Raw genomic sequence first — 12226 nt, forward strand, 5'->3', positions numbered from 1 at the left:
CTATTCCACCTTCGCGCCTTCGCTGACCTTCTCCGCGCCCGAAACCACCACCCGCTCGCCGTCGGAAAGACCGGAGAGGATCTCCACCTTGCCGCCAACGCTCTTGCCGCTCTTCACCAGCCGCATGCGGGCGATATTACTCTGATCCACCACCCAGACCGAGGTCAGCGCCCCGCGCTCCACGACAGCGTGCTCCGGCAGCAGGATGCCGCTGGCCGTACTTCCCAGACTGATGGAGGCGCGCCCGAACATACCCGACGTCACCCCTTTCCGGTCCAGGGGCACCTTGGCGATGAACGTGCGGCTCTGGGGATCGGCCGAAGGGACGATCTCGGCGATCCTGGCGCTGAGGGTTACCTTCAGGGCATCCAGCGTAACCTGAACCGGCGTCTGGACGTTGGCCCTGGTTGCCAACGATTCCGGCAAGGCCAGCTCAAGCTGGTAACTCCCTTCGCTGTCGATGGTCATCAGCGGCTGGGCCGGAAAAACCGTGGACCCCAGGTCAACCTGCTTGACGGTAACGACCCCGGAGATCGGGGCAACTATCGTTGCGTAATCGGCCATGCGAGAGGCGGCCCGCGCCCCTTCCCTGGCTTGCCGGTAACGGGCCTGGGCCCGGGCGACACCCTGGGCAGCCACCTCCTGTTCGGTCTGTTTGGTGTCGAACTCCTGGCGGGTAACGGCCTGCTCCTTATAGAGGCGCTGATAGCGGTCGAACGTCACATCGGCCAGCCGCTTGCGGGCCTGAGCTTCATCCAGCGCGCGCTGCGCCTCGTCACTGCCCGCCACGGCAGCGGCTCCGGTCGCCCCGGTTTCCTGGGCATCAAGGCGGGCCAGGAGCTGTCCCTTCCTGACCCGGTCCCCTTCCCGCACCTTCAGCACGGTGACGGTGCCGGGGATACGGGCCGAAACCACGGCGCTGGTACGCGCCTTTACGGTGCCGACCACCTCCATGAGATCCGGCACAGCAACGGCCTTCACCGTTTCCACCTGAATGCCCTTGACGACCGGTGCCGACGAACTTCCCCCGTGCCCGGCCTCCGGCCCTTTCCCGCCGCAACCGGCGAGGATTGCCGCCCACAGCGTTACGGCGAGCAGATTCGAAAACCTCGTCATTTCATAATCTCCTTCAGGAATGTCCCGGCCGCATAATAGACCCGCCCACCGGCCAGGGCATCGTTGGCCTCGCTTTCTGCCAGGTTCGAGCGGACCTGATTGAGGGCGTTCTGGGCATCCAGCAACTCAACCATGGTCGCCAGGGAATTTTCGAAACGCCGCGTCAGCAGACGCACCGTCTCTTCGGCATCCCGCAGGGCATTGCGGGCCACCTCAAGCCGCTTGCCCATCTCCTCCCTCCGCAGGCGGCTTTCCTGCACCTGGAGGGCGATATCCCTGTTTGCCTGTTCAAGTTGCTCGGCCGTTGCCGAACGTTCGGCACCGGCCCGGTCCCGGTCGCGATAGCGGCGAAACCCGTCGAAGAGTTGCCACTTGAGGCTCACCCCGGCCGCCCAGGCGTCGTTATCGGAGCCCAACGGGACATCCCTGGCGTTCATCTGGTACGAGGCGAAAGCGTCCACTTCGGGCAGGTAGGCGCTGCGGGCCAGCTTGAGGGCCGCCTCGGATTTCCCCAGTTCGGCACGGTACTGTTGCAACTCTTTCCTGTTCTCCCGTGCTACGGCCGCCAGGTCTTCGGAGGTAAGGATCGGGGCAAAGGCTGGCGCCGATTCCGCGATATCCAGTTCCTGTCCGCTTTTGAGGCCGACCACATCGGCCAGGTGCAGCTTTGCCAGCTCCAGGTCGTTGCGGGCGCTGATAAGTCGCTGCTCCACGGTGGAGAGGTGCGTCCTGGCGCGAAGTTCGTCGGAAAGCAGTCCAACCCCCGCATCACGGCGCACCCCTGCCAGCCTCAGGTTTTCACGGGCATCCCCGATCGCCTGGTCGGCGGCCTTGAGTTGGGCAACCGCTTTCTGCACCTCCAGATAGCGCCTGAAAACCTGGAAGGCGGTATCCTGCCGGGCAGCCTCCACTCCCAGGTCCTGTTTCTCGGACTCCCGGGCGGCCAGTTCCCTGGTCGGAGCGATGGAGGGCCGGTATAACGGCTGATTGACCGTCAGGGCAGTTCTGAAGTCATGGGAGGCGGAGGGGTGATTGAGATTATTGGTAAGAAAGTCGTTCTGGGTGAAGCGTGCCTCGTCAAGCTTCATCATGAAGGCTTGGGTAGGGGCATTGGAGGCGGTAAGGGCCTCCTCGAAGGTGAGGGAGGGATAGTAGTACGATTCCGCGATGGCAACCCCCTGGCGCGCCGCGTCGGCATGGTGGCCGGCGGCCCTGATGAGATGGTTATTCTCCAGGGCTGTGCCGATGGCCTCCTTCAGGGTCAGGCGCTGAACCGCGGGCGCAGCGTGTGTCTGCCCCGCCATCACCACAACCAGCATGAGAATAATGAATGCCTGTTTCACCGCGTAGCTCCCTGAAATAGATTAATATATGAAAAACAATATATATTATCTTTCGGAATGTCAAGGGAAACGTCTTCGAGAATTCCTATCTCGACGTGCGGGGCAGCCCGAAAATGAATACGCCGGGATGCGGTCAGCATTCCGGCGTATATCATCACGGCCGCCTATGTGTAGCAGACGTGCTTATTGCACGATAACGAATTCATCCCTTCTGTTCTTGGCCCAGGCGGCCTCATCGTGGCCGTCAACCGCCGGTTTTTCCTTGCCGTAGCTGATGATGGAAAGGCGGTCGGCGGCAACCCCCAGGGTGGTCAGGTAGTGCAGGGCCGATTTTGCACGGCGCTCACCCAGGGCCAGGTTGTATTCGGCCGAACCGCGTTCATCGCAATGGCCGGCGATCTGAACCTTGATGCCGGGCTTGTTTTTCAGCAGGATATCGGCGTTTTTGCTGAGCACGTCACGGGCATCCTGGCTCAGGTCTGATTTGTCGAAATCAAAATAGACGCTTTCAAAAGCGGTTTCCGCAGCCGGGGCGGCGGCAACAGGGGCCTCAGCCTGCTTGATCGGCTCGGCCGCCGGGGTAGCCTGCTCTGGCTGGGCCTGCTTGGTCGGAGCGGGTGCGACTTCCGGCTTGGCAACTTCCGGGGCCTTTGGCTGTTCGGCCCTGACAACCGGTTCCTCACTCTTGACGACTTCCTTGTTTGCGCAACCGCTGGCCAGCAAAGCCGCCAGACTAAGCGCTGCCAGCACTACCATGGTTCCTCGTTTCATAACAATTCTCCTTGGTCTTGGGTTTATTATGATCTGCTGCCTAACCATCAAAGTGTTAACGAATTATACAACAGACAAAAAGATTTGCAATTGCAAATAGGGAATAATTTCAGACCTGTTGGGGAAGCGAATCCCCGGTGTTTGGCCGGTTACGCCGTCGCAGAACGGCCCCGCACCGGTTCTTCAATAACCTGTCAGCGGGGCGACCAAGCCGGCTGGCTCCCATTTCCCTTGCCCTGGCTGACCCTGATCTGGCCACTGCCGTCGGCCCGCATCACATAGATCCCATCGGGGCCGCCCCTCTTCGAACTGAACGCAATGAAACGCCCGTCCGGCGACCATGCGGGATTTTCGTTGCTCCCCGTGGTGGTAAGCTGGGTGTCGCCGCTGCCGTCGGCATTGATGACATAGATATGGAATGCCCCGCTATGCATGCGGGCATAGGCGATCTTGTCCCCCTTGGGCGACCAGCGGGGGTTGACGTTATACCCCCCGGCGGTGGTCAGCCGGCGCACATTGCCGCCGTTGGCGTCCATCACGAAAATCTGCGGCTTGCCCAACCGGTCGGAGACAAAGGCGATGCGTTTGCCATCCGGCGACCAGACCGGCGAGACCTCGATAGCAGGGCTGACGGTCAGGCGCACCGGGTTGCTGCCGTCCCTGGCGATGGTGTAGATTTCCGCGTTGCCGTCCTTGCTGAGGGCTAGAGCGATCTTCGTGCCGTCCGGCGACCAGGCGCCGGTGATGTTGAGCCCTTTGCGTTTGGACAGGGGGACTTCGACCGTGCTCGACAGGGCGCGCTTATACAGGTCGGGGTTGCCCCGTTTGTATGAGGTGAAGACGATCTCCCGCCCGTCGGGCGAGAAGTCGGGGTTAAGGTTGATGGAGCCGTTTCTGGTCAGCGGCAGCAGGTTGTGCCCGTCCCAGTCCATGACGGCAACCTCCTTGTTGCCGTACTGGGTCGAGATAAAGGCGATATGGGTCGTAAAGGGGCCACGTTCGCCGGTCATCTGCAGCAGCACCTCGTCACAGAAGGAGTGGGCGAACCGGCGCAGATCCTTGCTCTTCCCCAGGTAACGCTTGGCGGTCATCATCTTGTTGTTGAGGGCATCGTACAGGCGGAACTCCACCGTAAGATTGTCGCCGCTGATGCTGTATTCGCCGCGCACCAGCATATCGAACCCCGCAGCCAGCCACGGGGCGAAATCGGTCGCCCCGAACATGAGGCCGCCGGCAAGCGGCAACGGCTCCCTGATCTCGGCATTTGCCAGACCCGACATGTTCATGTCGAAGGCGATCACGCCGGCCATCTCCTTGGCGGCGCTCGCACTCGACGCGGCGTTTTGCGCGTGGGGTATTTCGACCGCAAGTTTGAGCTGGCGATTGCCCGGCGCCGTTACCTCGACATATCCGGACTGGGCATGGAGGGCGGTCGGCAAGACAAATAGCAGCATCAGGGTTAAAAACAGTTTCATGGAGACCTCGTTACAGCTTGTTGCGGGAAATGCCTTTGGGTTTGAAGACAAACGTCCCCTCGAAGACCTTGTGGTTGGGAGGCGGAACGAGTTTATCTCCAGCCTTTTCCACCGCCCGCAGCACCGACAGTTCAAACGTCCGGTCGCCGCTGCTCTTTTCGATCTTCTGACGGGTCACCTTGCCGTCGGCGTCGATATATAAGTGGACAACGACCTCGGGATTTTTGCTGGTATAGGAGATGGTCTGATAGAAGGCGTCCTTCAGGCGCGACTGGACGTATGCAGTGTAATCGCTGCCGGCCTCGCTACCGCTGCCGGCCGGCATCCCGGCCCTGCCGCTCCCGGTCGTCCTGACTTTTTTGCGGAGCCGCTCCAGGGCGGCCTCCTGTTGCTGGGACTCGGCCTTGCTCTCAAGCTTCGCCATTTTTTCGGCAAAGGCCGTATCGCTGGAGGTATCCGTCTTTTCGGCTTTCTCGGCCTTTTGGACTTTTCCGGTCGGTGCGGTGCGCGCCTTAGTGCTCGGTTGCGGGGGGGACGGCATGCTCAACGGGGATTCGTGGGTCTGGGGCGGGGGCGGGGCTTCGGCATCGTTCCCCTTCTGGGTCGGACTACCGGCCCGGGGGTTGGCTACCGGCAGGTTGACCACATCGACATAATAGGTTTCCTGAACGGTTGCTGTGGTCGGGAAAAGCTGCCCCCACCACAGCAGCAACAAAAAAACCGCCAGATGAATGACGGCGGAGATACTGAAGCTAACGCCCATTCCGGCGTCATGTGTGTCCTGCGTTGTGATCATCTTATTTCGGAGACGGTTCCGTCACCATACCGAGCCGTTCTATGCCGGCCCCTTTGATATCGGCCATGATCCTGACAACCTCGCCATAGGGAACGCCGGCATCGGCCTTGAGAAAGACCTCTTTCTTGGTTCGCGATTCGAACATGCTGGTCAGCTTGGAGCGCAATTCCCCCGCAGGGGTTTCCTCTTTGTTGATGAAGACCTTGTTGTTCTTATCGACGGTGACCACCACCGTTTCCTCCGCCGGGTTCATGGCCTTGGTGTCGGCCTTGGGGAGGTTGACCTGCACCCCCTGCTGCATCATCGGCGCCGTCACCATGAAGATGACCAGGAGCACCAGCATAACATCAACCAGCGGGGTGACGTTTATCTCCGCCATCGTGCCCCTGTTGTCATTACGTCCGCCCATTGCCATCGCTTATTTTCCTGCCACGTTTCGTTGCACGATATTGAGGAACTCGGTGGAGAAACTGTCCATCTCGTTGATCAGCACCCGAATCTTGTGCTGGAAATGGTTGTAGGCCATGACGGCCGGAATGGCGGCCACCAGGCCGATGGCGGTGGCGATCAGCGCCTCGGCGATGCCGGGGGCGACTACGGCCAGCGAGGCGGAGCCGGTCTTGCCGATCCCCTCAAAGGCGGTCATGATGCCCCAGACCGTCCCGAACAGACCGATGAACGGCGATGTGGAGCCGGTGGTTGCCAGGAAGGTCGTATACTTTTCGAGACGGGTGATCTCCGAGTTGGTGGCGCGGCGCAGGGCGCGGGAGACGTTTTCGATCCCTCCCAGGTCGGTGCTGAGGACGCTGGGGTCGGCCTTGCCGCTCCCCGCGACGAATTTGCCCAACTCGCCGTACCCCTCGTTGAAGAGCACCGTCAGCGGCGAACCGGTGAAACGGTCCACCTGGGAGGCGATGGCGTCAAAACGTTTGGATTTCCAGAAAAAGTCCATAAAGCGTTCCGAATCGCTGTTGGCCTTGTAGATCTGGAAAAACTTGAACATGATGATGGTCCACGACAGGACCGAGAAGGCGATGAGAATAAACAGGACAATCCTGACAACAAGACCGGTACCGACTAAAATGCCCACGGGGAGCACCTCCGAGTAAATATGTTCGCTTAAAAACTAGCCCGTTCAATGGATCAAGTCAAGCCAAAATCATCAAAGCACTCAACAACCCATGGTAATGCGCTCAATGCTGAGCGCCTTGCCGTTTTCCGGGTCAACCCCGACCAGTACCCCATTCAGGCGGATATCCTTTTTGGGAATTTCAAACTTTACCGGCAGTTGGGTGAGAAACTTGCGGATGGCCTCTTCCTTGCCGATGCCGATCACGGAATCAAAGCTTCCGGTCATGCCGGCGTCGGTCAGGTAGGCCGTTCCCTGGGGGAGGATACGCTCATCGGCGGTCTGCACGTGGGTGTGGGTGCCGACAACGGCGCTGACCCGGCCGTCGAGATACCACCCCAGGGCCGACTTCTCCGAGGTTGCCTCGGCATGGAAATCAACGAAGATGAGCGGCGTTTCCTTCCTCAGCAGTTCGATCTCCCGATCCGCGACGCGGAAGGGGCATTCCAGGTTCTTCATGTAGACCCGCCCCTCCAGGTTGAGCACCCCGACCTTGACGCCACCCGGGGTGGTGACGACGACGCTGCCGGTACCCGGCACCTCCGTGCCATAGTTGGCTGGCCGGAGGATGCGGCGGTCGGCCAGCACGAGCGGAACCTGTTCCCTCTTGTCCCAGATATGGTTGCCGCTGGTCAGACAGTGTACACCCGTGTCGAACAGCTCCTTGGCCGTTTCGGTGGTCAGGCCGAAACCGCCAGCAGCGTTTTCGCCGTTGGCGATGATCAGGTCCACCGCGTGCCGGTCAACCAGACGGTGCAGTTCACGGGAAAGGGCCTGACGCCCCGGCTTGCCGATGATGTCGCCGATGAAGAGGATTTTGATGCTCATTGAGTGCTTTCTCTACGCCCCCCTCCCATGGGGAGGGGGGATACGGGGGATATGAGGGGGCTGGCGCCAGAGGATCAGCGGGCGAACTCGACGGCTCGCGTCTCGCGGATCACGTTGACCTTGATCTGCCCCGGGTAGGTCATCTCGGCCTCGATCTTCTTGGCAATGTCCCGGGCCATGATCAGCGATTGTTCGTCGCTGACCTGTTCGCTGGACACCATCACGCGAATCTCCCGGCCAGCCTGAATGGCGAAGGAGGAGCTTACGCCGCTGAAGGAGGTGGCAATGCGCTCCAGGTCTTCCAGACGCTTGACATAGGTTTCCATCATCTCGCGCCGAGCCCCGGGGCGTGCGCCGGAAAGGGCGTCGGCCGCCTGGACCAGCACCGCCAGCACGGTGGAGGGTTTTTCGTCCTCGTGGTGAGCCATGATGGCATGCACGATCTTCGGGGATTCACCGTACTTCCTGGCCAACTCGGCCCCGATCACGGCGTGGGACCCTTCCACCTCGTGGTCAACCGCCTTGCCCAGGTCGTGCAACAGGCCGGCACGCTTGGCCTGCTTGACGTTGATCCCCAGTTCGGCCGCCATGATACCGCACAGGAACGCCACCTCCAGCGAATGCTGGTAGACGTTTTGGGTGTAGGAGGTGCGGTATTTGAGACGCCCTATCAGCTTGAGCACCTCGGGATGGATGCCGTGGACCCCCAGGTCGAAGGCCGCCTGTTCGCCCGCTTCCTTGATGGAGAGGTCCACCTCTTCAGTGGACTTGGCCACCACCTCTTCGATACGGCCGGGATGGATGCGGCCGTCGCCGATCAGCTTCTCCAGGGAGAGACGGGCCACCTCGCGGCGAACCGGGTTGAAACCGGACAGGATGACCGCTTCGGGGGTGTCGTCGATAATCAGATCGATGCCGGTAGCCGCCTCCAGGGCACGGATGTTGCGCCCCTCGCGCCCGATGATACGGCCTTTCATCTCATCGGAGGGGAGCGGCACCACCGATACCGTCCGCTCCGCCACGTATTCGCCGGCATACCGCTGAATGGCCAGAGCCATGATCTCCTTGGCCTTCTTGTCGGCAGTCTCCCGGGCTTCCTCTTCGATAACCTTGATGAGCTTGGCCGCATCGTGTTTGGCCTCGCTCTCCATGGCGTTCATCAGTTCCTTTTTGGCCTCGCCGGCCGTCATGCCCGAAATCTGCTCGAGTTTGGCCATCTGGGCGCCGACCGCCTTTTTCAGTTCGTCTTCGCGCTCGGCAAGGGCCTGCTCCTTGGCGGAATGAACCTGCTCTTTTTTCAGGATATCCAGCTCTTTTTGGTCAAAAAGGGCAACCTTCTTGTCCAGATTTTCTTCCTTTTGCAGCAAACGCTTTTCGAGATTCTGGAGCTCGCGCTTCTTCTCCCGCATCTCGCGTTCGTACTCTTCCTTGGCCTCGATGGCCGCGTTCTTTGATTTGAGCTCGGCCTCTTTGGTGATGGTCTCGGCCTCGCGCCGGGCATCCTCGATGACCTTGTTCGCGAGGTCATCCGCCTGACGGACGATGGCGTCCGCATCCTTCTTGCTGAACCTGCTGCCGGCGAAATACGCCCCGGCGGCCACCGCCAGGATGGTGACAACCATCCAGATACTCACTTCCATATCAATAACCTCCTCTATCAGGCCGTTGAAGCGTTGCTGCGGGGTCGTGTCCCACTCTCCCCGCTCCGGTCGCACCAGCCTGTTTTTTAATCCGGATCACCGAGATGACTCCGGTTACTTCCGCAGCGGACAACCCGCCGATCGCTGACGATGATCTCCATTCGTATATCGTGCCCTTCTGCCGGGATCGCCCCCCCGACAATCTGAAAATCATGGCACAGTCCCACCAAGTGGGCCGTGCGTCCCGGATGTCGCAGAAAGCGGTCGTAAAACCCCTTGCCGTAGCCGATACGATGCCCGCTCAGGTCAAAGGCCACCCCCGGCACCACGATCAGGTCCGGCTCATCGGCGTGGTGATCGACACCGGTGGGACACGGTTCAAGAATGCCGAAACTCCCCTGTTCGAGACTAGCCAGCCCCTCCACCTGACGGAACACCATGTGTTCCCCGCAGACGGCCGGGTACAGCACCCGCTTCCCGGCCCTGAAGGCGGCTGCCACGATCTCGGTGGTATCGGCTTCGTTGCGCGCCGGGGCGTAGAGGGCAATACACTCTGCCCGGGAGTACTCTTCGAGGCTGAGCAGGTTTTGCTGGGCCAGCAGGCTGGAGGCATGCCACGCTTCCCGGCTGAGTGCCAGACGCTGGGCCAACATCTGCTGCCGTAATGACCGCTTGGGCATACTATCGATTCCACGCAAAATTCGTTTAAAACAGACAAGTAGAGAGTGCCCAGAGGAAGAGGGTCCTGGGAAGGTCGATCAGGGAGGGTGAAAGGGGAATGGCTCGTGAGTGCCGCAGAATTTGGTTGGGCGCTGTTTTTTCCTCGGGAGCGATTCCTTCCTTTCGTCGTTGAATATATTCTGCGGGTGTCAGGTTATCAGCAGGTGGGGACCAGCGTCGCCACACCTACCGGGACTGATTGTGATGCTGGTGCGAATATATGATCAAGTCTCCCTTACGAGACCTTGTACGTGCAGCCGGATGTTCCGAGCTCATCACGCTTTTTCCAACTTTTCCAGCAACCGGTGCAGCGATGCATCGATCGGGCCGCCTCGCTCTGCGGAACTGCGCAGTTCCAGCAACTCTTCACTGATGTTGAGCAGCGCCAGCATGAGCACCAACTGGGCATCGCCGTTCTTGAGGGCACTGCCGATTTCGTGCAGCCTGGCATTGACAAACGATTCCACCGCCTGGACCTTTTCGGCGGGAGCCGAACTCCTGACCGAAAGCTCCCGGCCAAGCACCGTCACCAGATGGGTCGTCTTCATAGGGGCTCACCGGCACCTGTCGCGTTTACCGGTATCCCGGCACACCTGCCGCACCTGTCGGCAGAGACGGTCCGGTATCGGCGCCTTCCCGGCAATTCAAATCCCTTCGAGCTTGCCGAGAATGGCATCGACACGCGACTTGAGGCCTTCGCGCTCCGACAGGAGGCGCCCGTTTTCCTCAGCCAGCCGGGCATTGTCGGCTTTCAGGCTTGAATACTTGTCAAGCAGGTCATCGACCTTCTTTTCCAGTGCTGTAAACAGTTCCTGATCCATGGTGCAAGTTCCCTTTCGTGACAGATCACTATACCCAGGGGGTGCAGTGAAGTCAAGCCCTAATTGCGTGAAATCTCGGGCTTCTCCGGCCCTTCGGCGTTGTTTGGCGGTGGGCTTGTCAGGCCTGAAAGAGGGCATCCGTGAACTCCTGCGGATTAAAGTCGCGCAGGTCGTCAATCGCCTCCCCAACACCGATATAGCGGACCGGCAGACCGAATTCATGGCTGACCGCCACCACGATCCCCCCCTTGGCGGTGCCGTCCAGTTTGGTCAGAGCGATGCCGGTGACCCCGGCCGCCTCCTTGAAAAGCCGTGCCTGGGAGACGGCGTTCTGGCCGGTGGCCGCGTCCAGCACCAGCAGCGTCTCATGGGGGGCGCCGGGGATCTCGCGGCCGATGACACGATGGATCTTCTTCATCTCCTCCATCAGGTTGACCTTGGTATGCAGCCGGCCGGCCGTATCGACGATCAGGATATCCACCTGCCGGGCCACGGCAGCCTTGCAGGCGTCGAAGACCACCGCAGACGGGTCGGCCCCCTCCTTGTGGCGGACGACATCCACGCCGGAGCGTTCCCCCCAGGCCTCGAGCTGCTCGGCAGCCGCGGCGCGGAAGGTATCGGCGGCAGCGAGGAGCACCCGTTTCCCCTTGCCGGTGAAACGGGAGGCCAGTTTGCCGATGGTGGTGGTCTTGCCGACCCCGTTCACGCCGATGACCAGCAGCACAAAGGGGTGTCGGGCATCGGTGTCGAGCACGCTATGGTGGGCGTTCAGGCGCGCCAGGATATCAGCCTTGAGGGCCGCCCGCAGCGCCTCGCCGTCCTTGAGTTCATTGCGTCCCAGGCGTTGTTCCAGGGAGCGGATCAACTCCACCGTGGTCTTGACGCCGATGTCCGAGGTGATCAGGATCTCTTCCAACTCCTCCAGGGTGTCGGCATCGATCTCCTTTTTTCCCAGCACCAGGGCGTCGATGCGTCCCACCAGCCCATCCTTGGTCTTTTTCAGGCCGTTTTTGAGGCGCGAGAAAAAACCGGGCCCACTATCCGGGCGTTCTTCCGCCCCGGCCGCCGGAGCACCTGTCGGCTCCACGGCCGTCGGTGGCGGTTCGATATCATTCGTCTGCGGTTGCCCGGTCCCGGCAATTTTATCCACCAATCCCCGGAAAAAACCCTTCTTTTCCTGCTGCTCCATCAGATCTCCTTCTTGAGCCGCGTCACGGCAGCACGAAAATGATGCAACGCCAAGGCCACCGGGCAGGCGCGGTCGACATCCATCACCAGGGAATAATCGTCGTCGATGCAGCCGATGATCAGGTGGCGCTCGCTGGCGGTCACCACCACATCCTCAATGGCCCCCACCTGCTCACTCCCCTGCATCTCCTTCAACCGGGCCAGGATAATCCCCTTGTGGGCGCCGATGAAGCGCATCTCATAGGGATCGCAGAGACACCACTCCTGTACCGCCTCACCCTCCCAATCCACCAGAATGGCTCCCACTGCACGGGGGGTTTCCTCGACCAGCGTTTTCAGAATACGTTGAAACGGCATTATCATATCCTCACGACAAAATACAAGCACCCGCACGGGGCA

General features: G+C 60.7%; 14 protein-coding genes. All 14 read right to left on the bottom strand.

Translation table 11 applies throughout. The features are described from left to right. The 14 genes from ET418_RS10390 to ET418_RS10455 all read right to left on the bottom strand — a co-directional run bounded on the left by ET418_RS10390 (window position 1) and on the right by ET418_RS10455 (window position 12184). Complete coding sequence (locus tag ET418_RS10390) at window positions 1-1116, bottom strand: efflux RND transporter periplasmic adaptor subunit (protein ID WP_149307534.1); 1116 nt, start codon at window positions 1114-1116, stop codon at window positions 1-3. Continuing rightward, complete coding sequence (locus ET418_RS10395) at window positions 1113-2459, bottom strand: TolC family protein (protein ID WP_149307535.1); 1347 nt, start codon at window positions 2457-2459, stop codon at window positions 1113-1115. Before ET418_RS10395 ends, ET418_RS10390 begins: the two co-directional genes overlap by 4 nt. A 183-nt stretch (window positions 2460-2642) precedes the next feature. After that, window positions 2643-3230 carry a peptidoglycan-associated lipoprotein Pal gene (gene pal, locus ET418_RS10400; RefSeq protein ID WP_149307536.1) on the bottom strand — a complete coding sequence of 196 codons (588 nt, stop codon included), beginning with the start codon at window positions 3228-3230 and terminating at the stop codon, window positions 2643-2645. 194 nt (window positions 3231-3424) lie between these two features. Beyond that, the gene (gene tolB / locus ET418_RS10405) at window positions 3425-4705 is read right to left on the bottom strand and encodes a Tol-Pal system beta propeller repeat protein TolB (RefSeq protein ID WP_149307537.1); all 1281 of its coding nucleotides are present in this window, start codon (window positions 4703-4705) and stop codon (window positions 3425-3427) included. Window positions 4706-4715: 10 nt separating this feature from the next. Then, complete coding sequence (gene tolA, locus ET418_RS10410) at window positions 4716-5468, bottom strand: cell envelope integrity protein TolA (protein WP_188055467.1); 753 nt, start codon at window positions 5466-5468, stop codon at window positions 4716-4718. Window positions 5469-5502: 34 nt separating this feature from the next. Next, complete coding sequence (gene tolR / locus ET418_RS10415) at window positions 5503-5916, bottom strand: protein TolR (RefSeq protein WP_149307539.1); 414 nt, start codon at window positions 5914-5916, stop codon at window positions 5503-5505. A gap of 3 nt (window positions 5917-5919) precedes the next feature. Beyond that, a complete protein-coding gene (gene tolQ / locus ET418_RS10420; RefSeq protein ID WP_149307540.1) occupies window positions 5920-6591 on the bottom strand; it encodes a protein TolQ in 672 nt (223 codons plus the stop codon). 81 nt (window positions 6592-6672) lie between these two features. Next, entirely contained in the window at window positions 6673-7458 is a 786-nt protein-coding gene (locus ET418_RS10425; protein WP_149307541.1) for a TIGR00282 family metallophosphoesterase, read from the bottom strand. Between the two features lie 74 nt (window positions 7459-7532). Then, the gene (gene rny / locus ET418_RS10430; protein WP_476703886.1) at window positions 7533-9080 is read right to left on the bottom strand and encodes a ribonuclease Y; all 1548 of its coding nucleotides are present in this window, start codon (window positions 9078-9080) and stop codon (window positions 7533-7535) included. Between the two features lie 104 nt (window positions 9081-9184). After that, entirely contained in the window at window positions 9185-9778 is a 594-nt protein-coding gene (locus tag ET418_RS10435; protein ID WP_149307543.1) for a 5-formyltetrahydrofolate cyclo-ligase, read from the bottom strand. A gap of 315 nt (window positions 9779-10093) precedes the next feature. Continuing rightward, the gene (locus ET418_RS10440; protein WP_149307544.1) at window positions 10094-10366 is read right to left on the bottom strand and encodes a cell division protein ZapA; all 273 of its coding nucleotides are present in this window, start codon (window positions 10364-10366) and stop codon (window positions 10094-10096) included. A gap of 96 nt (window positions 10367-10462) precedes the next feature. Continuing rightward, entirely contained in the window at window positions 10463-10639 is a 177-nt protein-coding gene (zapB, locus tag ET418_RS10445; RefSeq protein WP_149307545.1) for a cell division protein ZapB, read from the bottom strand. Between the two features lie 118 nt (window positions 10640-10757). Next, window positions 10758-11828, bottom strand: coding sequence for a signal recognition particle-docking protein FtsY (gene ftsY / locus ET418_RS10450; protein WP_149307546.1), 1071 nt, complete (start codon window positions 11826-11828; stop codon window positions 10758-10760). Beyond that, window positions 11828-12184 (bottom strand): roadblock/LC7 domain-containing protein, encoded by a 357-nt coding sequence (locus tag ET418_RS10455; protein WP_149307547.1) that lies wholly within the window; start codon window positions 12182-12184, stop codon window positions 11828-11830. Before ET418_RS10455 ends, ftsY begins: the two co-directional genes overlap by 1 nt. Between the last annotated feature and the right edge of the window lie 42 nt (window positions 12185-12226).

Source organism: Oryzomonas rubra (assembly GCF_008369015.1).
GTDB classification, from domain to species: Bacteria; Desulfobacterota; Desulfuromonadia; order Geobacterales; family Pseudopelobacteraceae; genus Oryzomonas; species Oryzomonas japonica.